Source organism: Streptomyces sp. H27-D2 (assembly GCF_035828615.1).
Taxonomy (GTDB): domain Bacteria; phylum Actinomycetota; class Actinomycetes; order Streptomycetales; family Streptomycetaceae; genus Streptomyces.
The window spans coordinates 25,741-46,789 of record NZ_JAYMZR010000048.1 but is presented as its reverse complement, the minus strand read 5'-3'; the positions used below and the strand labels follow the sequence as shown (position 1 = coordinate 46,789).

At 68.7% G+C, this 21,049-nt stretch carries 23 protein-coding genes; 9 read left to right on the top strand and 14 right to left on the bottom strand.

The genetic code is table 11. The features are described 5' to 3' along the window. Positions 1-11 precede the first annotated feature (11 nt). The 6 genes from QMK28_RS19315 to QMK28_RS19290 form a co-directional block, all read right to left on the bottom strand. Positions 12-251 (bottom strand): DUF6458 family protein, encoded by a 240-nt coding sequence (locus QMK28_RS19315; RefSeq protein ID WP_326439588.1) that lies wholly within the window; start codon positions 249-251, stop codon positions 12-14. 175 nt (positions 252-426) lie between these two features. After that, positions 427-1,734, bottom strand: coding sequence for a M18 family aminopeptidase (locus QMK28_RS19310; protein ID WP_326439586.1), 1,308 nt, complete (start codon positions 1,732-1,734; stop codon positions 427-429). Between the two features lie 201 nt (positions 1,735-1,935). Then, positions 1,936-2,127, bottom strand: a complete 192-nt coding sequence (locus QMK28_RS19305) for a hypothetical protein (protein WP_326439584.1) — start codon at positions 2,125-2,127, stop codon at positions 1,936-1,938. Between the two features lie 193 nt (positions 2,128-2,320). Beyond that, positions 2,321-2,506, bottom strand: a complete 186-nt coding sequence (locus QMK28_RS19300) for a hypothetical protein (protein WP_326439582.1) — start codon at positions 2,504-2,506, stop codon at positions 2,321-2,323. Then, the gene (locus QMK28_RS19295; protein ID WP_443050772.1) at positions 2,503-3,078 is read right to left on the bottom strand and encodes an ATP-binding protein; all 576 of its coding nucleotides are present in this window, start codon (positions 3,076-3,078) and stop codon (positions 2,503-2,505) included. Before QMK28_RS19295 ends, QMK28_RS19300 begins: the two co-directional genes overlap by 4 nt. Then, complete coding sequence (locus QMK28_RS19290) at positions 3,079-3,300, bottom strand: hypothetical protein (protein ID WP_326439580.1); 222 nt, start codon at positions 3,298-3,300, stop codon at positions 3,079-3,081. It abuts the gene before it with no gap. 261 nt (positions 3,301-3,561) lie between these two features. Between QMK28_RS19290 and QMK28_RS19285 the strand changes: the two genes are divergently transcribed. Next, the gene (locus QMK28_RS19285; RefSeq protein ID WP_326439578.1) at positions 3,562-4,416 is read left to right on the top strand and encodes a helix-turn-helix domain-containing protein; all 855 of its coding nucleotides are present in this window, start codon (positions 3,562-3,564) and stop codon (positions 4,414-4,416) included. Continuing rightward, a complete protein-coding gene (locus tag QMK28_RS19280) occupies positions 4,416-4,646 on the top strand; it encodes a DUF397 domain-containing protein (RefSeq protein WP_326439577.1) in 231 nt (76 codons plus the stop codon). The genes QMK28_RS19285 and QMK28_RS19280 overlap by 1 nt, the downstream gene beginning before the upstream one ends. A 411-nt stretch (positions 4,647-5,057) precedes the next feature. On the opposite strand, the gene QMK28_RS19275 is transcribed toward QMK28_RS19280, so the two are convergent. The 6 genes from QMK28_RS19275 to QMK28_RS19250 all read right to left on the bottom strand — a co-directional run bounded on the left by QMK28_RS19275 (position 5,058) and on the right by QMK28_RS19250 (position 7,550). After that, entirely contained in the window at positions 5,058-5,291 is a 234-nt protein-coding gene (locus QMK28_RS19275) for a DUF397 domain-containing protein (RefSeq protein ID WP_326439575.1), read from the bottom strand. A 23-nt stretch (positions 5,292-5,314) separates the two neighbouring features. Then, positions 5,315-5,608, bottom strand: coding sequence for a hypothetical protein (locus tag QMK28_RS19270; RefSeq protein ID WP_326439573.1), 294 nt, complete (start codon positions 5,606-5,608; stop codon positions 5,315-5,317). 54 nt (positions 5,609-5,662) lie between these two features. Then, the gene (locus QMK28_RS19265) at positions 5,663-6,502 is read right to left on the bottom strand and encodes a helix-turn-helix domain-containing protein (RefSeq protein WP_326439571.1); all 840 of its coding nucleotides are present in this window, start codon (positions 6,500-6,502) and stop codon (positions 5,663-5,665) included. A gap of 5 nt (positions 6,503-6,507) precedes the next feature. Then, on the bottom strand, positions 6,508-7,017 hold the full coding sequence (locus QMK28_RS19260; protein WP_326439569.1) for a DUF6879 family protein: 510 nt from the start codon (positions 7,015-7,017) through the stop codon (positions 6,508-6,510). Continuing rightward, positions 7,001-7,225, bottom strand: a complete 225-nt coding sequence (locus tag QMK28_RS19255; protein ID WP_326439567.1) for a hypothetical protein — start codon at positions 7,223-7,225, stop codon at positions 7,001-7,003. Before QMK28_RS19255 ends, QMK28_RS19260 begins: the two co-directional genes overlap by 17 nt. 184 nt (positions 7,226-7,409) lie before the next feature. Next, positions 7,410-7,550 (bottom strand): hypothetical protein, encoded by a 141-nt coding sequence (locus QMK28_RS19250; protein WP_326439565.1) that lies wholly within the window; start codon positions 7,548-7,550, stop codon positions 7,410-7,412. 367 nt (positions 7,551-7,917) lie between these two features. Between QMK28_RS19250 and QMK28_RS19245 the strand changes: the two genes are divergently transcribed. The 3 genes from QMK28_RS19245 (at position 7,918) to QMK28_RS19235 (ending at position 11,407) form a co-directional block, all read left to right on the top strand. Beyond that, complete coding sequence (locus QMK28_RS19245) at positions 7,918-9,279, top strand: AAA family ATPase (protein WP_326439563.1); 1,362 nt, start codon at positions 7,918-7,920, stop codon at positions 9,277-9,279. Continuing rightward, positions 9,276-9,782 (top strand): hypothetical protein, encoded by a 507-nt coding sequence (locus tag QMK28_RS19240; RefSeq protein WP_326439561.1) that lies wholly within the window; start codon positions 9,276-9,278, stop codon positions 9,780-9,782. Before QMK28_RS19245 ends, QMK28_RS19240 begins: the two co-directional genes overlap by 4 nt. Positions 9,783-10,207: 425 nt before the next feature. Beyond that, positions 10,208-11,407: a hypothetical protein gene (locus QMK28_RS19235; protein WP_326439559.1), complete on the top strand. Its 1,200-nt coding sequence runs from the start codon at positions 10,208-10,210 to the stop codon at positions 11,405-11,407. A gap of 84 nt (positions 11,408-11,491) precedes the next feature. On the opposite strand, the gene QMK28_RS19230 is transcribed toward QMK28_RS19235, so the two are convergent. Further along, positions 11,492-13,318: an acyl-CoA dehydrogenase gene (locus QMK28_RS19230; protein ID WP_326439557.1), complete on the bottom strand. Its 1,827-nt coding sequence runs from the start codon at positions 13,316-13,318 to the stop codon at positions 11,492-11,494. A 189-nt stretch (positions 13,319-13,507) separates the two neighbouring features. Between QMK28_RS19230 and QMK28_RS19225 the strand changes: the two genes are divergently transcribed. The 3 genes from QMK28_RS19225 to QMK28_RS19215 all read left to right on the top strand — a co-directional run bounded on the left by QMK28_RS19225 (position 13,508) and on the right by QMK28_RS19215 (position 16,443). Beyond that, positions 13,508-13,981 (top strand): SseB family protein, encoded by a 474-nt coding sequence (locus QMK28_RS19225; protein WP_326439555.1) that lies wholly within the window; start codon positions 13,508-13,510, stop codon positions 13,979-13,981. 170 nt (positions 13,982-14,151) lie between these two features. Continuing rightward, positions 14,152-15,108, top strand: coding sequence for a pirin family protein (locus tag QMK28_RS19220; protein WP_326439553.1), 957 nt, complete (start codon positions 14,152-14,154; stop codon positions 15,106-15,108). A gap of 225 nt (positions 15,109-15,333) precedes the next feature. After that, positions 15,334-16,443 carry an AI-2E family transporter gene (locus QMK28_RS19215; RefSeq protein WP_326439551.1) on the top strand — a complete coding sequence of 370 codons (1,110 nt, stop codon included), beginning with the start codon at positions 15,334-15,336 and terminating at the stop codon, positions 16,441-16,443. Between the two features lie 123 nt (positions 16,444-16,566). On the opposite strand, the gene QMK28_RS19210 is transcribed toward QMK28_RS19215, so the two are convergent. Then, positions 16,567-18,798, bottom strand: coding sequence for an ATP-binding SpoIIE family protein phosphatase (locus QMK28_RS19210; RefSeq protein ID WP_326439549.1), 2,232 nt, complete (start codon positions 18,796-18,798; stop codon positions 16,567-16,569). A gap of 358 nt (positions 18,799-19,156) precedes the next feature. Between QMK28_RS19210 and aspS the strand changes: the two genes are divergently transcribed. After that, the gene (aspS, locus tag QMK28_RS19205; RefSeq protein ID WP_326439547.1) at positions 19,157-21,001 is read left to right on the top strand and encodes an aspartate--tRNA ligase; all 1,845 of its coding nucleotides are present in this window, start codon (positions 19,157-19,159) and stop codon (positions 20,999-21,001) included. Positions 21,002-21,049 lie beyond the last annotated feature (48 nt).

Sequence of the window (21,049 nt, the reverse complement as noted above, 5' to 3'; positions counted from 1 at the left end):
GGGTGGAGCGGTCAGCCGAGGTGGCGGTAGGTGTCGTCCTCCACCACGGTCGTGGTGGTCGGCGGCATTCCGCGCCGCCGCTTGAGCACGCTCATGTACGCGGCGATGCCGATGACGCCGACGGCCATCATGATCAAGCCGACCAGGTCGGCGTTGACGCTGTCCATCGTCCAGTCGGTGGCGAAGGTGAGGATCGCACCTACCGCCAGCAGAACTATGCAGCGTCTCAGACCCGTGGATCTCCCCTTCAACTCGCTTGGCTGTTCCGGCCGGTCGGCGTTCGTGTACCCCTCTTCGAATCAGCCGTGCGAGGGAGCCCGCCACCCGGAGGCGGTGGGCCGGGGTGCGGGTTATCGCACGTCGGCGTAGTCCTGGTAGCCGGACGAGACGAGGTGCTTGCTGTCCGCGTCGAAGCTGCCCGCCCGCTCAGTCCTGGAGGAACGCCACCAGCGCGTTCGCCAGCAGATACGGGTCGTCCGCGCCGCACAGCTCGCGCGCCGAGTGCATGGACAGGATCGCGACGCCGATGTCGACGGTCGCGATGCCGTGCCGGGCGGCGGTGATCGGGCCGATCGTGGTGCCGCAGGGCATCGAGTTGTTGGAGACGAAGTGCTGCCACGGCACCCCGGCGCGCTCGCACGCGGCGGCGAATAGTGCGCGGCCCGAACCGTCCGTCGCGTACCGCTGGTTGACGTTGGCCTTCAGGATCGGGCCGCCGTTGGGCATCGGGTGGTGGCCCGGCTCGTGGCGCTCCGCGTAGTTGGGGTGCACGGCGTGGCCGGTGTCGGAGGAGAGGCAGACGGTGCCGGCGAAGGCGCGGGCCTTGTCCTCGTACGAGCCGCCGCGCGCGAACACCGAGCGCTCCAGGACGTTGCCGAGCAGCGGGCCATCCGCGCCGGTGTCGGACTGGCTGCCGTTCTCCTCGTGGTCGAAGGCGGCGAGCACCGGGATGTACGCGGGACCGCCGCCGTCCTTGCCGTCCGTGGCGGCGACGGCCGCCAGCGCGGCCGTACCGGCGTGCACGGAGACCAGGTTGTCCAGCCGGGGCGCGGCGAGCAGTTCGCGGTCGCGGCCGAGGTAGGCGGGCGGTTCGACGCTGTGCACCATCAGGTCCCAGCCGGTGACGTCGCCGGCCGCGATGCCGGCGTCCTCCGCCAGGAACCGGATCAGATCGCCCTCACGAGGCTCCCCGAGGCCCCAGATCGGCGTCATGTGCCGCTGCTGGTCGAGTTTGAGCCCCTCGGCGTTGACCCCCCGGTCGAGGTGTACGGCGAGCTGCGGCACCCGCAGCAGCGGCCGGTCGACGTTGACCAGCCGGCTCGTACCGTCCCGCAGCGACAGCCGCCCGGCGACCCCGAGGTCGCGGTCGAGCCAGGTGTTGAGCAGCGTCCCGCCGTAGATCTCCACGGCGACCTGCCGCCAGCCGTGCCCACCGGTGTCCGGCAGCGGCTTGACCCGCAGGTTCGGCGAGTCGGTGTGCGCGCCGACGATCCGGTACGGGGTAGCGGCCGTGGCCCCCTCGGGCACGTACCAGGCGATGATCGCCCCACCCCGCAGCACGTACTTCCCACCGGCCGCCTCGTCCCATCCGTCGGTCTCCTCGACCTGCCGGAAACCGGCCTTCTCCAGCCGCGCGGCGGCGTTCGCGACCGCGTGATACGGCGTCGGGCTCGCGGCGAGGAAGCTGATCAGGTCGTCGGTGTGGCCGCGATCGAAGCGGGTCGGGATGCTCATGACCCCAGCATAGGGAGGGGGCGCGGGGGGCATGCGGGGGGCGCGGGGCGGTCTCGCGGGCGCGGGGGTGGTGGTGACCTCCGGCGACGGCTCCGTGGTGCGCCGCACCCACCCGCATGGCTGCCGCGTCGTCCGGCTCAGGGCCCGCTGATGATCCAGATCAGCGACACCGAGCGTGTTTCGTCGTCGTGCACGCTCCTGTCAGTCGGCCAGATCGCGCATGTCAGGCTGCCCGCGCCTCGACAGATCGGCGGCCGAGGTAGCGCGGTCACGACCGTTGCCGAGGTGAACGGCCGCAGCGAGGAAAACCAGTCCGACGATCTGCGTCACGGTGAGCACGACTCCGATGGCACAGCCGAACCAGTCACCGCCGAAGGGTGCTTGCTGGGACATCAGTTGGCTCCTTCATGAATGGGCTGCCTGGCCGTCACGGCGCGTCTGGGCACTTCTGGAACCGTGCTGGTGCCGGGCGGAAGCCGCCGGTGCGCGGTCCGGACCCCAGTGCGGCTGGGACTGGTCTCCGGACCACGCACGGCCTTCCGCGAAGGACGCCTCTTCGGCGTCGATCGCGGGGAACCTCGTGGAACTAGGGGTCGCCCTGGTCCTGCGAGGCGTTCTTGGGGGCACCGGGCGGTTCGTACCGCATCAGGGCGTTCCGCAGCCGGGTGAGCAGCGCGATTTCCGTTGCCGGGTCGGGTGCGACAACAGAATGTTGAAGGGTGTGCAAGCTGCCCGGCGTGAGGTCGGCGAGTCGGCGGGCGGTGTCGTTCATGAGGTGGCGGCCGTGATGTCGATGGCGGCCCATACGGCGTTGCCGGCGGGGGCGGGTTCCTGCCCCCAGCGGTCGGCGAGTGCGTCGACCAGGAAGAGTCCACGGCCGCTCTCGGCGTCTGGGCCCGGGTCTTGGGCGTGCAGCGGCTCGTGGGGGTCGGCGTCGATCACGCGGACGGTGGCCGTGCCTCGGACCAGGGACACCACGAGGGTCACCCGGAGGCTGGTGGTGTGCTGGACCGCGTTCGCGACGAGTTCGCTGACGATGCTCTCCAACCGTTCGGCAACGTCGTCCGGTACCTGCCAGGTAGCCAGCGTCACGCGCGTGTGACGTCTGGCCCGGCTTGGGCTGTCGGATGCCCGCGCGAAGTTCTGGGTGATACGCCGGTCGCGTCCGGCGCGGGAAGAACTGAGTCCTTGCGGGGGGACGGCGCGCAGGCCGGCGGGGCCGGTTTCGCCGATGGTATGAGGGCGCGTCACTGAGGGGCCTCCGGAAGGATCAGCGCTTGGGCTGCGGTCTGGTGGGGGACGTACGGGGGTGGGCGCGGAGTGCGGACGCCGCGCCGGCGGCATTCATCCGGCCTCCGTGTGCGGCGCGCAGGCGCGCACGTTCCACCGCAGCACCTGCCCGCAAGGGGAGACGCTGACGGCGTGGCCTGCCGGGTAAAGCTGCCGGGCCACCTCGCCGCAGACGATGCACGCCGCGCCCTGTAGGCGGCGAAGTGCGTCTTGGCTGACCGGGATCGAGAACTCCCGGGTGGTGGCGCTGTCGTGCATACGTCCTGTCGGTGCCATGCCCGAACTCCGAATCACTGCGCGGCCCAAGATCGGCTATGTGTAACCGAGCCACTACAAGGCGTGCTGAGTTGGTCCTAGAGTGATGCCACGCGCACCTCCAACGCAAGTGCGTAGCAAGTGTTGAGCACATGCGAGACTGGTGTTCGACCGGGATGGAAGGGACCGCTCATGTATGCAGCCCAGCCCGACCGTGGGGCAGACTGTCAGCGAGCAAGTGCGCCACGCGCAAGCAGGAGTAAGCGTCGAGGAGGGAAGCCCATGGTCACCGGCCCCACGGTGCACCGGCGACAGCTCGGCGCCGAGCTGCGGCGACTGCGAGTTGCCGCCGGACGGCTCATTGGTGAATCCGCAAAAGCCCTGGGCTGTAGTGATACGAGGCTGAGCCGCATTGAGACCGGCAGGGGTGGTGCGGTCGCCAAAGAAAGAGATGTACGGGTCTTGTGCGCGCTGTACGGCGTCGAGGACGAGAGTAAAATCGACATGCTTCTCACGATGCTGACCAACTCGCAGAAGCGGGGATGGTGGGAGTCGTTCGAGGAGGTTTTGCCGTCCGGTCTTGAGGTGTACGTGGGGTTGGAGACCGACGCGCGCGCTGAACGGGCCTGGGAACCCCTGCTGGTCCACGGGCTCTTGCAGACTCCGGACTATGCGCGGACGGTCATCAAAGCGACGCGGACGCATCGCCCGGCCGACGTTGACGACCTGGTGCAGGTGCGCACGGAGCGACAGCGGCTGTTGAACCGTGAGGGAAACCCGCTGGAACTGTGGGCGGTACTGGACGAGAGTGTCATCCGCCGGCCGATCGGCGGCGCTGAGGTGATGCGCACTCAGCTCCGGCACCTGCGCGAGACCGCTGACCTGCTCAACGTAATGATCCAGATCGTGCCGTTCGACAAGCGGAGTCATCCGGGGCTCGGCGGCGCATTCAGCCTGCTTGAGTTCGAAGATGAGCCCTCTGTCGTCTACGTCGACAATCCGGCAGGAAACCTGTACTTGGAAAAGGAACGCGACGTGCGGCGATTCGTGCATGCCTTTGACGTATTGAAGGCAGCCGCTATCGACCCTGACGATTCGCTAGCGCTCATCGAGCGTGCTGCAAAGGAGATGAGATAATGGCCAATACGACAGGGTGGCTCTCGCCTGACGCATTGGAAAACGCCGAATGGTTTAAGGCGTCGGCCTCAAGTTCTAGTGGCGGGTGCCTGGAGGCGGCCTTTTTGTCTGACGGCCGTGTAGCGCTCCGAGACAATGAAGATCTTGGAAACGCGCCGTTCGTTGTCACCCGCCATGTCTGGGAATGCTTCCTCCACGGGGCTAAGGCCGGAGAGTTTGACCCATCCTAGGTAGAATCCGAGACATGACCACGGCGAGTTCGATCACCTGATCTGACCGAGCATGAAGGGCCGGCCCGTCATTTGCGGTCCGTCCCTTCTCGGTCGCCGCGTGATGGTCGTGCGACGCAACCGGCAGGCGAGCGGGCAAAGTCACGGCTCTACTCTTCTTCGGCAAGCACGGAGGTCTTCGGCAAGCACGGAGGCAGTGATCCGGATTCCGGCGCGGATGGTGCCGCTCAGCAGGAAGGGGGCGTGTCGTTATCCAGCGGGACCTTCACGACTCCTTGTCGAACGTTGCTTTGTCACCGATCCAGAGGTACCCGTGGTGATGCAACGCCGCTCCTGTTCAATTCGGTTTGGTTCATCCAGAACAGTCCCGGCCTACGGGAGTAGGCCGGGACTGTCGTTCTCGGGTCCGCGTCAGGTCGAGAGACCGAAGCGGCCTGGTTCGATGCCCGCCGCGTTCAATTCGGCCGTGGTGAACCGCAGAGGCTCGGCGTCCGGCCGTTTGCTATCCGCCACGGCCCAGATTCCGTCACCAATGCGGGCCAGCGTCACGCACGATTCACCGTCGGGATGCGTGTTCCCCCCGCAAGCGTTGGTGAACCGGATGCCGTCAAGAGGCAGTCGGTAGAGGTCGGTTTCGTTGGTCATGCTGCATCCTCCCGATTGGTGGATCAATCGTCGTAGCCCAAGGCCCGCTGAGCTTCCTTGCGCTCCAAGAGTTGCCCCCGGATCAGAACGTCAATGAGCTTGTTGACGGTCTGGAGGGGCACAGTTCCCAAGAACACCGAAGGTTCACCGGACCATGACGCACGGCCGTCCATCCATGGCCATGAATCCTCGTCCCCGACCCTGATGCCTATGGTCCGTAGGACATTGGAGAGCATGGCTGCCGCGTCATCCGACTTCCGCTTTCCAGTCAGAAATGCATCGGCTTCCTGGGCGGCTCGTGCGGTGTCCGAGGTCATGTACTCATCCTCGGGCATTCGCCGGAATGGTTCCAGCCTTATTCCTGTTATGGGCTAAAGACCTCTCCGGTACATCTCCGCCCACCTGGACAGGTGTTCCCTGCATGTTTCGCCGAACGTTGCCCGGCTTTCGTAGAGGGCGAACAGCGCAAGATGTTCGGCAACGTCTCTGTAGTCCTGGAACACGATGCGTCCGGTGAACGTCTCCACAGTGGCCAGCCGGTCATCGTAGACCGTGAATGTGTTCATGGGGCCCCGGCTTATCCGTGTTCCGTTGGGGATCACTCCCAGCCGCACATTCGGAAGGCGCGACACGGATACCAGGTGGTCGATCTGCACCGACATGGCCGCAGGCGGAATGACGGACCATTTCACTGCCTGCTCGGTGAGTATGAAGGTGAACGTCCTGGACCTGTCGTACAGGACGGCTTGCCTGTCCAGCTTCTTCGCCAGGGTTTTGCTGATATCACCCGGCGAGTAGTCCAGGCTGGCTCTCGCATACTCTGGTGTGGCCAACAGGCCGGTGATCATTGAAGGCAGGAAGTACCGCATGTCGCGGGCAGTGACCTCAAGGGATGCCAGCTCCGTTTGCCGTTTGTCCAATCCTCTGCGCCATGATGTCCGAATGTCTTGCCATTCGGTGTTGGCCATCCTGGCCAGCGCAGCCACTTCCGCGATCGCATCCGGAGATGCGTCAAGTGCTCGAAGGATGCGTTCTACGTCTATCAGCTTCGGGGTCTTTCGACCCGTCTCAATTTTACTGATGGTGCTCTGCGACATATTGCAACGCTTGGCGAGCCGGTCCCCTGTGAGGCCGGCTCGCTTTCGAAGCTCTCGGAGCTTTTCCGCCAGGTCCGCTTTCGACTTCCCTAGCTGCTCGGGATCCAGCGTCACTCAATCTAGTCTTTCACGTACTCCAGGAAGGGTACCGATTCTGCCACCGCGATCCGCTTCCACTCGACGTAAGGCTTCGGGTCCCCGTCGAATACCTCTCGGCTGGTCTGCGTTCCGTCTGCCCGGTAGTTCATCAGTACCACTTGGGCGTCGTCGAAGAGCCAGAAATCTTGACTCGGTATGCCGGGATCAGGGCGGTCGGTGAGGTCGAGGATGCGGACATCCTCTCCGGCCTCCACATTATGGCGGTAGTGCTCGAATTCGAAGCGGAGGTAGTCCGTCAAAGGCCGGGTGACGATATGCACCCTGCCTACGCTCCGGTTGGTGGCGCGGTAGTTCCTGACCCTGCCGGTCCATGCGGCTGTGTCGCCAGGGTCGAGGGGATTCCCGGCCTGGAATCTCCGGATGGCTTGCTCTTCCTGCGGCACGGTGTAGACGGGGCGAGTCTCCAAGCGCCAGGCGTCCCGTTCCATGGAGTCGAAGTACGCGCGCCAGTCGCTACCAGCCAAGTGCACGGAATGCCTCCCGCAGAACGTGGTCCGGGATCTCCACGAGGGCTTCCCCATCCGATACGGGGAAGCCCTCGAATCGGTTGCCCTGGACGATGATGGAGCCCCGCTCGTCGTGCCTGTAGACGTTGGGGCAGTCGTCCCCGCCGCAGGGTGGATCGTCCGGGTTGCCGGTGCCGGTGCCGGTGAGTCGGGTCAGTTCCCCACGTTCCATGGCCGAACTCCTCAGTCCTCAGTCCTGGTTGCACTGTTCGGGATCGACGCTACGCAGCGGGCAAGCGCTGGTCCATGCGGACTCGGGACTATTCCCGTTCTGGCATGAACGATCTTGAAATCGCGCCTGGCCGCGCTCCGCGTACCAGGCGAGTTCGGGGTCGTGGCGTCGCCGCAATCCCCGGTCAGCCGTGGGCGTGCTCCGCGTGCGGCAGTGCCGTGCGCGGGTCGCCGCCCGTGAACCACACGCCGATCACGAACGCGGCGGTGGCCTCCAGGTAGCCGGCCCGGTCCACACCGCCCACGTCCAGCGGGACTGCGCCCAAGGCCGTCACCAACTCGGCACCAGATCCAGGGCCCCTGGGTCGTCCCCGCACAGCGGCACCGCCAAGCCGTCCTGGGGCACCTCGTCCTGGAAGCGCAGGATCACGCCGACGAAGCGTCGTCAGCCACGACGTAGGCGGGTTCCGGTCCGCCGCCGGGCGAATGGCCTTCCCGACGCGTCTGGTTCATCAAGCGACGCTATGTGGAGATACTGGTTACTGAGGTTTTCGGCGCGGTATCCGTTCACGGCTGGGCTCTGACCAGCATCGAACGGGCGCGCAGCGCCCGACATCGCGCCCAAACGCTCAGTAGCCGGGCATGGCTGATTACCATCGCGTCGTCCGCCCAGAATCGATGAGAGAGGTACCCGTGGAGACGTCTCGTCTCGAGGAAGTGCGGCTGACGGCGTTCAAGAGTTTCGCCGGGCAGACGCTGGACCTACGTGATCTCACTCTGCTCATCGGGCGCAACGGGAGCGGCAAGTCCAATGCTCTCGACGCATTGGTGGTCCTGTCCCGTCTGGCGCTGGGCGAACCGCTGCGCGATGCCTTGGATGGCCCTCGCTCTGCGGAGGACCCTATTCGGGGTGGTGCGGAGGGCTGTGCCCCACTGGGTCAGGACAGTTTCGCCATCGGCTGCCGGGTGCGCGTCGGGGAGGTTGCCTTCGACCTCGATGTGGAGATCGAGGTACGACCGGAGGTACGCGTCGTCAGCGAACGGCTCACCGCCGTTGGCAGGGCAGCGTACGGCAGCAAACGGGTCGTCAGCGGGCGATCCCTGTTTGCCAGCGATGTGAGGGATCCTCAGCGGAGCGATCTCAATGTCCGATATTTCAACGGGCGTACCGGTACGGACCCTGGCCTGCCATTCGCTGCCGACCGACTGTTGTGCAGCCAGATCGCGGTGCGCGTCCCTGCCACGAGTGAGGCCACTCGTCTGGTCCATCGTGCGGCGGAGTCCGTGGTGACGGCTCTGCGAGAAGTGTTCTTGTTGGATCCGGTGCCACACCTCATGAGGCAGTACGTGAACGCGCGGGACTCCGAACTGCGCCGCAGCGGTGACAATCTCAGCGCTGCGGTGGCCGAACTCAAGCGTTCGGACGGCGAAGCCTTCGGCCGCCTCAAGCAGCTGATCGCGGGTATGCCCGAGTACCCGGTGGTGGAGGTCGACAGCGTCCGGACCCCGCTGGGCGACGTCCAGCTCGTACTTCACGAGGAGGGCTTCCACCACGTGGTGAACGAGGTCCCTGCACGTCTGTTGAGCGACGGCATGCTTCGGTTCCTGGCCTTCGGCACGGCCTTGCTCAGCGCTCCCGTGGTCGATGCGGAACAGAAGTCGCATGAGTCGGTCTCCGACGTGACCGAGCCCGCTCAGCGCCTGCTGGTGATCGAAGAGATCGAGAACGGCCTTTATCCGACACAGGCAGCCCGTGTACTGGGGCTGATGAAAGAAGAGTCGGATCGTCGGCGTATCGATATCTTGTTCACCACCCACAGTCCGGCACTTCTGAATTCTTTGTCGGCGCAGGATCACTCGGGAGTGGTGGTGTGCACACGTGACCCGGATACGGGCGAGAGTCTGCTGACAAAGCTTACGGACCTTCCGGGCTACGTGGACCTCTTCGCCGCCGGCGGCCTGGGCGACGCCGTCGCGAAGGGCCGGCTACCCGCTGCGGCCGAGCCCCTCGGAGACTCGAACCAGACCATCGAAGAATTCTTGAGGACTCTGTGAAAAGGCAGAAGCAGCCCGCCCTGGCTCTGCCTGTCGTCGACTTTCTGGACACCTGCGTTCTCGTGGAAGTTCTGAATGTGCCGTTCATGAACGAGCGACGGGATGCGGTCGTGGCGGAGATGGAGCGTCGCAAGCAGGAGGGCGTCAAGTTCGTCCTGCCGACCGCCACCGTCATCGAGACCGGAAATCATGTCTTCCAGGTCAAAGACGGGCGCGCCAGGCGGAAGTGCGCTGACGCCTACACGCACCTTCTTCGCGCCACCGCGGAAGGACGTGCGCCGTGGAGACTGCATGAGCGCACCTGGGACGCCGCACTGCTGAACGCCCTGTGCGAAGGCGGAGTGACCGGCATGTCTCTCACCGAACACGCCGTGCGAAAGCAACTGGGTACGGGAGATCTGAGCATCGTCGCGGAGCGGGACATGTACGCAGAGAGAGTCCAGGCCAAGGTTCGGATCTGGACCCTGGAGGCGACTATGCAGACCTGGGCCGAAATTCCCTGAAGCGCGGCCTGTTGATCCAGCCGCATGAGCCCGCCGGGCCCGAGTCCCGGGTCTCGGGGCGCGGGATGCGAGATCCGGGATCCGGGATCCGAGACGCCTTCTAGCGGAATGGGAGGAGAACTGTTCCCACCCACCCACCCCTCCCCAAGTGGCCGCGCGAGCAGGCGGGGTGACGTTTTGTGATCGGGTCGCGACACAGGGGCATCTCGGTGTAGCGTGCGCCGCAAGAAACGGCCCCCGAAGGTGCACCAACACCTGCCGGGGGCCTGACCAACGAGATCGAGAAGAGCGATCCCATGGCTGCCAGCCACTTTAGCTTTGACCTGTCCCCGTCGGGGCACCCGATGGCCGCACCCGGCTTCGGAAAGCGGTCCGTCTGCGGCCAAGAGCCCTGTCGCCCGGAGGACTTCGCGGAGCTCACGCCGTTGACGGCGAGCGTCGCCGGGTACATCGACCAGTTGCCGGACGGCGCGGACATCTCCACCAAGGTACTGGCGGGCGAACTCCCGCCCGGCCAGGCCGCGATCGGCACCGTGCTGCGGGAGCTGTCCGTCGTCGGGCATCTGCGGCGGGTGAAAGAGCACGTCAACGGCAATCGGTGGGTGACGCGGACGCACTTCTCGCGTGCCGCGCGCAGCGATGCCTGGTGGGCGGCGCACCTCGCAGGCCGGGTGATGGACAGCTGGCGGGAGCCGGAGTTGGAGCCGGAGTCGCTACTGGAGCGGGAGCGGGAGCGGGAGCGGGAGTGGGGGCCGGAGTGGGGGCCGGAGTCGGACTCGGTGGGGTGGCCGGAGTCGGACCCGGTGGGGTGGCCGGAGCCGGAGGAGCCCGCGCCCGTCGCACGGCCCCGGCCCCGGCCTGCGGTCGAGCCCGCGCCCGTCGTACGGCCCCGGCCCGCGGTCGAGGCCCCGGCTCGGGCCGCCGCGCCCGTCCCGGCAACGACGACGTGGCCGACGCGGCCGGTACGGACGGCCCCGGCCCGAGCCGCCGACCCCGTACCGGCAGGGCCGACGCGCCTGACGCGGCCCGTACGGACGCGGCCTCCCGCCCGCACCGTCGAACGGCCCGCGCAAACGCCCGCGTACGCGCTCCTCGCCCGGCTCGGCCTGGCCGACCCCCGGATGACGCTCTCCGCCGCCGACTGCGCGGCCCTGGAACCCGTCGTCGAGCAGTGGTTCGAGCGTGGCGCGGGCGAGGCCCAGGTCCTCCAGGCGCTCGTCGCCGGGCTTCCGACGCGCGTGCACTTTCCGCGCCGGATCGCGGAGGTGCGGCTCGCCGCCCTGCCGCCGTACGCCGGGCCGCTGCCTGAACCCGAACCCGCGCAGGCTCCGCCCCGGATGCGGTTCATGGAGTGCACCACCTGCCGGGCTCCCGGCCGCCCCGAGGCGCTCCCCGGCGGCCTGTGCGAAGCCTGCCGGCCGGTCCCTCTCCCCGCCGCCGCCCGGAGCGAATCCTTCGACCCGAAGCCGGTGCACCGCCACGCGGCAGCCGTACGCGCGGCCATCGCGCCCCGCCGCGCGGCCGGAGCCGGGGCCGGGGGCGGGACCGGGGGCGCAGTCGGATCCGGAGGCGTGAAGCCGGCCGGCGTCGCCGCGCAGCGCGAAAGCCCCTGCCCGGAGAGCTGACTCTCTCGGACAGGGGCCTCGCTGCGATCAATGCGTCACTGGCCCCCAAGGGCCGGACCCAGCCGGGTCAGAACACCGACCCGATCAGAACGCCGACTCGTCCAGCTCCATCAGCGACTGGTCGATCGACTCGGCCAGCGCGCGCTGGACGGAGACGACCGGCAGCACGTTGTGCGCGAAGAACTTCGCCGCCGCGATCTTGCCCTGGTAGAAGGGCTTGTCCTTGGCGGAGGCCGTGGGCAGCTTCTCGGCGGCGACTGCCGCGCCCTTGAGGAGGAGGTACGCGATGACGACGTCGCCGGAGACCATCAGCAGCCGGGTGGTGTTGAGGCCGACCTTGTAGATCGCCTTGACGTCCTGCTCGGTGGCCGCGAGGTCGGTGAGCATGGTGCCGACGATCGCTTCGAGGTCCACCGCGCCCTGGGCGAGCGCCTCGCGGGCCGGGGCCAGCTCCTCGCCGCCGACGGCCTCGGCGAGGAACTTCTTGATCTGCTCGGAGAGCGTGGTCAGGGCCTGGCCCTGGTCACGGACGATCTTGCGGAAGAAGAAGTCCTGGCCCTGGATGGCCGTGGTGCCCTCGTAGAGGGTGTCGATCTTGGCGTCCCGGATGTACTGCTCGATCGGGTACTCCTGGAGGTACCCGGAGCCGCCGAAGGTCTGCAGCGACTGCGCGAGCTGCTCGTAGGACTTCTCCGAGCCGTAGCCCTTCACGATCGGCAGCAGCAGGTCGTTGAGGCCGACCGCTCCGCTCGCGTCCTCGCCGGCGGCCTGCTTGACGGCGATCTCGTCCTGCACCGAGGCGGTGTAGAGCACCAGCGAGCGCATGCCCTCGGCGTACGCCTTCTGCGTCATGAGCGAGCGGCGCACGTCGGGGTGGTGCGTGATGGTGACGCGCGGCGCGGCCTTGTCCGTGAAGCCGGCCAGGTCCGGGCCCTGGACGCGCTCCTTGGCGTACTCCAGGGCGTTCAGGTAGCCGGTCGACAGGGTCGCGATGGCCTTGGTGCCGACCATCATCCGGGCGAACTCGATGATCTTGAACATCTGGCGGATGCCGTCGTGCTTCTCGCCGAGCAGCCAGCCCTTGGCCGGGTGGCGGTCGCCGAAGGTCATCTCGCAGGTGTTGGAGGCCTTGAGGCCCATCTTGTGCTCGACGTTGGTCGCGTACGCGCCGTTGCGCTCGCCCGGCTCGCCGGTCTCCCAGTCGAAGTCGTACTTCGGCACGATGAAGAGCGAGAGGCCCTTGGTGCCGGGCCCCGCGCCCTCGGGGCGGGCCAGCACCAGGTGGATGATGTTCTCGGACATGTCGTGCTCGCCCGAGGTGATGAAGCGCTTGACGCCCTCGATGTGCCAGGAGCCGTCGTCCTGCTTGATCGCCTTCGTACGGCCCGCGCCGACGTCGGAGCCCGCGTCCGGCTCGGTCAGCACCATCGTGGAGCCCCACTGGCGGTCCACCATGTGCTGTGCGACCTTGTGCTGCTCCTCGGTGCCCTCGTCGTGCACCACGCCCGCGAACGCGGGGCCGGAGGAGTACATCCAGACCGCCGGGTTCGAGCCCAGCACCATCTCGGCGTACGCCCAGATCAGGGTGGCCGGAGTGGCGGTGCCGCCGATGGCCTCCGGGATGCCCAGCCGCCACCACTCGGCGTCCATGTACGCCTGGTAGCTCTTCTTGAAGGTGTCCGGAATCGGTGCGGTGTTGGTGTCCGGGTCGAAGACCGGCGGGTTGCGGTCCGTGTCCGCGAAGGACTCGGCCAGCTCGTTCTCCGCGAGGCGGGCGATCTCCGAGAGCACGCTCTTGGCGGTCTCGACGTCCATCTCCTCGAACGGGCCGGTGCCGTACAGCTTGTCGCGGCCGAGCACCTCGAAGAGGTTGAACTCGATGTCGCGGAGATTCGACTTGTAGTGGCCCATGGCAACGGCTCCGTAAGACTCGATCAACAGAGGCCGCGCAGCCTCGTTGAGGTGGTGGTTGTTCGGGTGACGGCGGGCGGCGAGGGAGGATCCTCGTATGCGTACCAATCGGTACGCACGATGATGCTACCCGTCGGTAATAAGAAGCAACCCCTAACCGGCCAACTGTGACTCAGTAGGCTCAGGGGCATGTACGGCTACGACCAGAACGCGAGCGCGGGGCAGCAGCAGTACGCGGCCCCGCCGCCTCAGCCCCAGCAGGCTCCCGGTGGCTACGGCGAGCAGCCGCTCTACCCCGAGCCGTCACCGCCCTCGCTCGCCGACGCGGTGCGGGCCTTCACCACCGGCTCGATGTCGCCGGAGGACTTCCAGCACATCTTCTCCACCTCGAAGATCTACTGCCCGCGCGGCGAGAATCCGGGCTTCCTGGCGCTGCACAACACCCAGCAGCCGGTCATCCCGATGTTCAGCTCCCTCAAGGAGCTGCGCCGCTACGCGGGCAAGGAGTCCAAGTACTTCGTGATCACCGGGGCCGAGATGATCGACCTGCTGCCCACGGGGTACGGCTTCGTGCTCGACATGGAGGGCGACCACCGGATGGTCTTCGACGCGAAGGCGGTGGAGCAGATGGTCGACTTCGCGATGCGCCGTATGTACGGCTGATCGCTCCCGCCTGAGTGTGTGAGGGCGCCCACCGCATGGCGGTGGGCGCCCTCACACGCGTGCGCCGTGGGCGCCTCCGGGAGTGGCTGCCGTGCCAGTGGGAATGGATGGGCGCTTGCCGAATGTTCACCATTCAACTAACTTGGAAGCAAGAGCCGAGGAGGCCCGTCATGCCCGCAGTGACCGTAGAGAACCCGCTGACCCTGCCGCGCGTGGGGCAGCCCGCCGAGGACGGCGCGTCGCGCGCCGTGCTCGCCGTGTCCACCGCCCCCAGCGGATTCGAGGGCGAGGGCTTCCCCGTCCGCCGCGCGTTCGCGGGCATCGACCACCAGCACCTCGACCCGTTCATCATGATGGATCAGATGGGCGAGGTGGAGTACGCGCCGGGCGAGCCCAAGGGCACTCCCTGGCACCCGCACCGCGGCTTCGAGACCGTCACGTACATCATGGACGGAACGTTCATCCACCGTGACTCGCACGGCGGCGGCGGCACCATCAACGACGGCGACACCCAGTGGATGACCGCCGGGTCCGGCCTGCTGCACATCGAGACCCCGCCGGAGTCGCTCGTCATGAGCGGCGGGCTCTTCCACGGCCTCCAGCTGTGGGTGAACCTCCCGAAGCGGGACAAGATGATGCCGCCGAAGTACCAGGACATCGGCAGCGCCAAGGTCAAGCTGCTCGCCTCGTCCGACGGCGGCGCGCTGCTGCGGCTCATCGCGGGCGACATCGACGGCCACCAGGGGCCGGGCGCCACGCACACCCCGATCACCATGATCCACGCGTCCGTCAACCCCGGCGCGGAGCTGACGCTGCCCTGGCGCCCGGACTTCAACGCCCTCGTGTACGGCCTCGCGGGGCGCGGCACGGCGGGTGTGGACGGGCGTCCGTTCCGGATGGGCCAGACGGTCGTCTACGGCGACGGCGACTCGATCACGCTGCGGGCCGACGAGTCCCAGGAGTCGCGCAGCCCGAACTTCGAGGTCGTGCTGCTCGGCGGAGCGCCGATCCGCGAGCCGATGATGCAGTACGGGCCGTTCGTGATGAACACCCAGGCCGAGCTGGCGCAGGCATTCGAGGACTTCCAGGCCGGCCGCCTCGGCAGGATTCCGGCCGACGCGCTCTGAGACCAGGGGCGGGCCCGCAAGCCCCTGCACCCCCGCAAGCCCCGGCCGGGGCTCCTACTCCCCCGTTGGGGCCCCGGCCGGTTTTTTCGCGCTCCGTCCCCCCGGCGCGGGGAGGCGTGCGTGCCCCGCGCCCCGCGCGGGCCGCCCGCCCGCCCCGCGCGCCCCCGCTCACCCGCCCGGCTCTCCGGGCACGCCCGCCGTGCGCCGCCATGATCGAATGACCGGATGCAGACCGATGCGCGGCCCCACCGACCACTGCTGCCGGAGCCGGCCCGCCGCACAGCGGCCTGGTGCGGGCTGATCCTGCTGGTGATCGCCGTCGCCGGGGTCGGCGTCTGGCTGTGCGTCACGCTCAAGGCGGCCGTCACGCCCGTGCTGCTGGCGCTGCTCGGCACCGCGCTGCTGGGGCCGCTGCACCGGTGGCTGATCAAGATGAGGCTGAATCGTTCCGTCGCGGCGGGGCTGACCTGCCTCGCGCTGGTCGGGGTGGTCGGCGGCGCGGGATACATCGTGGTCACCGCGCTGATCCACACCGGCGACCAGATCGCGTCCTCGGTCAGTAACGCGGGGCAGGACCTCTCGGACCACTTCGGCGTCGACAAGGACTCGCTCGACGTCATGACCTCCAGCGCGAAGGACCTGGCCGCCAAGTTCAGCGGCTCTGCGGCCTCCGGGCTGCTGTCCGGGATCAGTCTCGTCGGCCAGGTCATCGCCGCCGGCGTGCTCGCGCTGCTGCTGACCTTCTTCTTCCTGCGGGATTCCGACAAGGCGGCCGGCACCCTCCAGTCGCTCGCGCCGGGCAGCACGGGGCCGCAGCTCGAAGCCATGGCGCGGCGGGCCTTCAGCGTTGTCGAGGGCTTTATGCGGGGCACCACCGTCATCGCGCTCATCGACGCGATCTGCATCACCGTCGGCCTGCTGATCCTGGGTGTGCCGGGGGCGGTGGGGCTGGGCGCGCTGGTCTTCGTCGGCGCGTACATCCCGTATCTCGGGGCGTTCCTCTCCGGCGCGGTCGCCGTGCTGGTCGCGTTCGCCGACCGGGGCTTCGTCATCGCGGTGTGGGTGCTGGGCGTGGTGCTCGCGGTGCAGGTGCTGGAGGGGCATGTGCTCCAGCCGGTGATCCAGAGCCGCACGGTGCAGATGCATCCGGCGGTCGTGCTGCTGGCGATCACGGCGGGGGCGAGCGTCGCCGGGATTCTCGGGATGCTGCTGGCGGTGCCGCTCACCGCGGCGGTGTTCGGGGTGATCTCCGAGCTGCGCGCGCATTACGCGGCGGGGGCGCCGCCGGCCGCCGAGGAGGACGGGCCCTCGGGGGACGCGCTCGTGGCTGAGTAGTCCGCGTAGTCCGAGGCGAGACAGCCCGAGGCGAGACAGCCCGAAACGAGATAGTCCGAGGCGAGATCCCCGGACGCCGCCGCCCCGGGCTCGACGGTTGTATCCGTCATCCCGCAGCCCGCGTCATCCCGCCGTCCCCGTCGCTCCCGTCCCTGCCAGGGCCTCCGGCGTCCGCTCGTACAGCGAGAACCAGATGCATTTGCCCTCGCCCCGCGGGTCCACGCCCCAGGTGTCGGACAGCTCTTCCATCAGCAGCAGGCCGCGCCCCGTCGCGGACAGCTCGCCCGGCTGCCGGCGGTGCGGGAGTTCGTCGCTGCCGTCCGCCACGTCGACCCGTAGCCGCCGGGCGCCCGGCGAGCCGGTCAGCTCGGCGACCACGAGCGCGTCGCCGTCGGTGTGCACCAGGACGTTGGTGACCATCTCGGTCAGCATCAGCGTCGCCGCGTGCACCTGCTCCGGGTCGGTCCAGTCGTGCAGCAGCTCGCGCAGTTGCTGGCGGATGCCCGCGATGCGCTCCGACTCGGCCTGGGCGACGGTCAGCACCGTACGCCGGACCAGGTCCTCGTCGGGGCGCTGGCCCGCTCCCGCGTCGCCCTCGCGGCACAGCAGCATCAGCGCGATGTCGTCCTCGCGGCGGTCGGCGAGCGGCCCGGTGGTGTGGTGCGAGGACGGGCCGTGGACGGCCCGCACCAGCGCGTCGGCGAGCGACTCCAGGTCGGGGTCGGGGTGCGACTCGAAGATGGAACGGATGCGCGCCCAGCCCGTGCCGAGGTCGTGTCCGCCGGTCTCGATCAGCCCGTCGGTGCAGATCAGCAGCGTCTCGCCGGGCTCCAGGATGAGCCGGGTGGTCGGGTAGTCGCTGTCCGGGTCGATGCCCAGCGGCAGTCCGCCGGCGGTGGGGCGGATCAGCATCGTGCCGTCGCTGAGCCGGATTGCCGGGTCGGGGTGGCCGGCGCGCGCGATGTCGAGGGTGCCGTGCACCGGGTCCACCTCCATGTACAGGCAGGTGGCGAAGCGCGCGTCGGCGCTGTCGTGCGGGGAGGCGTGCGGGAAGGCCGGGCCGTCGTGGTCGTAGCCGCCGCCGTCGGTGAGCCCGGCGAAGAAGCGCGAGGCGCGGGAGAGGACCGCGTCCGGGTGGTGGCCCTCGGTCGCGTAGGCGCGCAGCGCGATCCGCAGCTGGCCCATGAGCCCGGCGGCGCGCACGTCGTGCCCCTGTACGTCGCCGATGACCAGCGCGGTACGGCCGGAGGGCAGCGCGATCACGTCGTACCAGTCGCCGCCGACCTGGAGGCCGCCGCCGGTCGGGATGTAGCGCGCGGCCACCCGCATGCCCGGGAAGTCCGGCTTGCGGGCGGGCATCATCGAGCGCTGGAGGCCGTCCGAGAGCTCGCGTTCCGTCTCGTGCAGATAGGCGCGGGAGAGTGCCTGGGCGAGCATCCGGGCGACCGTGGTGAGCACCGCGCGCTCGTCGGGCGTGAAGCTCACCGGCTGCCCGAAGGCGGCCAGCCACGCGCCGATGGTGCGGCCGGCCACGATCAGCGGCAGGAAGGCCCAGGACTGGCGGTGGAAACGCGCGTCGAGCGGCCAGCCGGAGGGGTAGCGGCGGCGGTAGTCGTCCGGGGTCGGCAGGTAGACGGCGCGGCCGGTACGGACCACCTCGGCGGCCGGGTAGGCGGCGTCCCGCTTCATGTCGAGGAAGGGGCTCTCGTCGCCCCGCTGGTGCCCGTGGTGGCCGATCACCGACAGCCGGTCGCCCTGCACCCCGAAGACGGCCAGGCCCTCCGGCTCGAAGCCGGGCATGGACAGGCCGGCCGCGACCCGCAGTACCTCGCTGGTGGAGCGGGCCTCGGCGAGCGCGCGGCCCGCGTCGAGCAGGAACGCCTCCCGGTTGCGGTGCCACTCGCCGGTCACCGGGGTACGGGCCGCGCTGGTGCCGGGCTGCGGCTCGGCCACCTCCTGGAGGGTGCCGACCAGCTCGTAGTCACCGGCCGGGTCGTAGTCGCCGGCCGGCTCATAGGCGCCGGCCGTCTCATAGCCACCCCTGTCGGGCCTGCCCCGCTGGAGCGGGCGGGAGCGGCTGCGGACCGTACGCAGCACCTTGCCGTCCTCGCCCATGATGCGCAGCCGGGCCTCCGCGAGGGTGCCTTCGGCGACGGCGAGGTTGACGACGCCGTTGATCTCGACCCAGTCCACCGGGTGGAAGCGGGCGCGCACGGCGGACTCGCCCAGCACGACGGGCTCCGCGGGCAGGCCGAGCAGCCGGGCCGCTTCGGCGTCCAGCGTGACGGTCGCCGAAGCGTTGTCCCAGCGCCACAGGCCGGTCGCGGTGGCGGCCAATACATCCTCGGTGCGCATTGCACCACTTTATGTTGATCAGACATTGGGGAGCCAGTGGGTCTGCTGGCGGGGCTGTTGGCGGGGTGGTCGGGGAGTGGTCAGGGGGTGGCCGGCGGGGTGCTCGGCGGGTCGGTCGGGGGGCGGCCTGCGGGGCGGTCGGGGCCCGTCTGCGGAGTGCTCGGCGGCGCGCTCGGCAGGGTGGTCCGGGGTGCGGCCCGGAGGTCGGCCGGCGGGTCGGTCCGCGGGTGGTGGGCCGGGGGTCGGCGAGCCGTGCCGGGGCGGGGCATTCGTGACGCGTATATGCCAAAGATCGCGGGGTTGCGGGGGCGGTAGTCTGGGCCGCACTCTCACCCCGATCCGACGACTTGGATGAACGATGCATCGGTACCGGTCCCACACCTGCGGCGAGCTGCGCGCGTCCGACGTCGACACCGACGTCCGCCTGTCCGGCTGGCTGCACAACCGACGGAACCTGGGTGGCATCCTCTTCATCGATCTGCGCGACCACCACGGCCTCGTGCAGCTCGTCGTCCGCCCGGACACCGCGGCGAACGAGGCGCTGAGCTCCATCACCAAGGAGACCGTCGTCCGCATCGACGGCAAGGTGCTGACCCGCGGCGCGGACAACGTCAACGCCGAACTGCCCACCGGTGACATCGAGGTCGAGGTCACCGACGTCGAGGTGCTCGGCGCGGCCGACCCGCTGCCCTTCACCATCAACGCCGACGACGGCGTCAACGAGGAGCGGCGGCTGGAGTACCGCTTCCTCGACCTGCGCCGCGAGCGCATGCACCGCAACATCATGCTGCGCTCGGCCGTCATCGCGACGCTGCGCCAGAAGATGACCTCGCTGGGCTTCAACGAGATGGCGACCCCGATCCTGTCCGCGACCTCCCCCGAGGGCGCCCGCGACTTCCTGGTCCCGTCCCGGCTGCACGCCGGCAGGTTCTACGCGCTGCCGCAGGCCCCGCAGCAGTTCAAGCAGCTGCTGATGATCGCGGGCTTCGACCGCTACTTCCAGATCGCGCCCTGCTTCCGTGACGAGGACGCCCGCGCGGACCGCTCGCCTGGCGAGTTCTACCAGCTCGACGTCGAGATGAGCTTCGTCGAGCAGGAGGACGTCTTCGAGGTCATCGAGAAGGTGATGACCGAGGTCTTCCAGGAGTACGGCGGCGGCCGTGAGGTCACCTCGCCGTTCGTCCGCATCCCGTTCCGCGAGGCGCTCGTCAAGTACGGCAGCGACAAGCCCGACCTGCGCGCCAAGCTCGAACTGGTCGACGTCTCGGGCGTCTTCGCGGGCTCCGGCTTCAAGGCGTTCGCGGACAAGCACGTACGCGCGCTGGCCGTGCCGGACACCGCGGGCCAGTCCCGCAAGTTCTTCGACCAGATGGGCGAGTTCGCGGTCGAGCAGGGCGCGAAGGGCCTGGCCTGGGTCCGGGTCGGCGAGGACGCCGGACAGCCGGTGCTGACCGGTCCGATCGCCAAGTTCCTGACCGAGGACGACGTCAAGGCGCTGCTCGGCGAGCTCGACGCCAAGCCGGGCACCGCGATCTTCTTCGGCGCGGGCGAGTTCGACGAGGTCTCCCGGATCATGGGCGCGGTCCGCGTCGAGGCCGCGAAGCGCGCGGGCCACTTCGAGGAGAACGTCTTCCGCTTCTGCTGGATCGTCGACTTCCCGATGTTCGAGAAGGACGAGGAGACCGGGAAGATCGAGTTCTCGCACAACCCGTTCTCGATGCCGCAGGGCGGCCTCGAAGCGCTGCGCACGATGGACCCGCTGGACATCCTGGCCTGGCAGTACGACATCGTCTGCAACGGCACCGAGCTCTCCTCCGGCGCGATCCGGAACCACGAGCCCGAGATCATGTACGAGGCGTTCGAGATCGCGGGCTACTCCAAGGACGACGTCGAGCGCGAGTTCGGCGGCATGCTCCGCGCCTTCAAGTTCGGCGCGCCGCCGCACGGCGGCATCGCCCCGGGCGTGGACCGCATCGTGATGCTGCTGGCCGACGAGCCCAACATCCGCGAGACCATCTCCTTCCCGCTCAACGGCAACGCGCAGGACCTGCTGATGGGCGCGCCGAGCGAGGTGGACGAGTCGCGGCTCCGCGAGCTGCACCTCAACATCCGGAAGCCGCAGGTGAAGGCGGTCGCGCCGAAGGCGGCCGTGAAGACGGACGCCAAGGCTGAGCCGGCGGCGGACGCGAAGGCCGCTGAGTAGCGAAGTTCGTCTCCGGCCGACAGCCCGGCCCGTACGCCTCTGGCGTTA

What these genes read in the sequence shown, in the direction of transcription:
- QMK28_RS19275 (WP_326439575.1), bottom strand. Translation starts at nt 5,291, where the DNA reads ATGACCAACGAAACCGACCTCTACCGACTGCCTCTTGACGGCATCCGG.
- QMK28_RS19300 (WP_326439582.1), bottom strand. Translation starts at nt 2,506, where the DNA reads ATGAACGACACCGCCCGCCGACTCGCCGACCTCACGCCGGGCAGCTTG.
- aspS (WP_326439547.1), top strand. Translation starts at nt 19,157, where the DNA reads ATGCATCGGTACCGGTCCCACACCTGCGGCGAGCTGCGCGCGTCCGAC.
- QMK28_RS19215 (WP_326439551.1), top strand. Translation starts at nt 15,334, where the DNA reads ATGCAGACCGATGCGCGGCCCCACCGACCACTGCTGCCGGAGCCGGCC.
- QMK28_RS19255 (WP_326439567.1), bottom strand. Translation starts at nt 7,225, where the DNA reads ATGGAACGTGGGGAACTGACCCGACTCACCGGCACCGGCACCGGCAAC.
- QMK28_RS19280 (WP_326439577.1), top strand. Translation starts at nt 4,416, where the DNA reads ATGGCCAATACGACAGGGTGGCTCTCGCCTGACGCATTGGAAAACGCC.
- QMK28_RS19310 (WP_326439586.1), bottom strand. Translation starts at nt 1,734, where the DNA reads ATGAGCATCCCGACCCGCTTCGATCGCGGCCACACCGACGACCTGATC.
- QMK28_RS19285 (WP_326439578.1), top strand. Translation starts at nt 3,562, where the DNA reads ATGGTCACCGGCCCCACGGTGCACCGGCGACAGCTCGGCGCCGAGCTG.
- QMK28_RS19225 (WP_326439555.1), top strand. Translation starts at nt 13,508, where the DNA reads ATGTACGGCTACGACCAGAACGCGAGCGCGGGGCAGCAGCAGTACGCG.
- QMK28_RS19230 (WP_326439557.1), bottom strand. Translation starts at nt 13,318, where the DNA reads ATGGGCCACTACAAGTCGAATCTCCGCGACATCGAGTTCAACCTCTTC.
- QMK28_RS19290 (WP_326439580.1), bottom strand. Translation starts at nt 3,300, where the DNA reads ATGGCACCGACAGGACGTATGCACGACAGCGCCACCACCCGGGAGTTC.
- QMK28_RS19295 (WP_443050772.1), bottom strand. Translation starts at nt 3,078, where the DNA reads ATGCCGCCGGCGCGGCGTCCGCACTCCGCGCCCACCCCCGTACGTCCC.
- QMK28_RS19210 (WP_326439549.1), bottom strand. Translation starts at nt 18,798, where the DNA reads ATGCGCACCGAGGATGTATTGGCCGCCACCGCGACCGGCCTGTGGCGC.
- QMK28_RS19270 (WP_326439573.1), bottom strand. Translation starts at nt 5,608, where the DNA reads ATGACCTCGGACACCGCACGAGCCGCCCAGGAAGCCGATGCATTTCTG.
- QMK28_RS19305 (WP_326439584.1), bottom strand. Translation starts at nt 2,127, where the DNA reads ATGTCCCAGCAAGCACCCTTCGGCGGTGACTGGTTCGGCTGTGCCATC.
- QMK28_RS19220 (WP_326439553.1), top strand. Translation starts at nt 14,152, where the DNA reads ATGCCCGCAGTGACCGTAGAGAACCCGCTGACCCTGCCGCGCGTGGGG.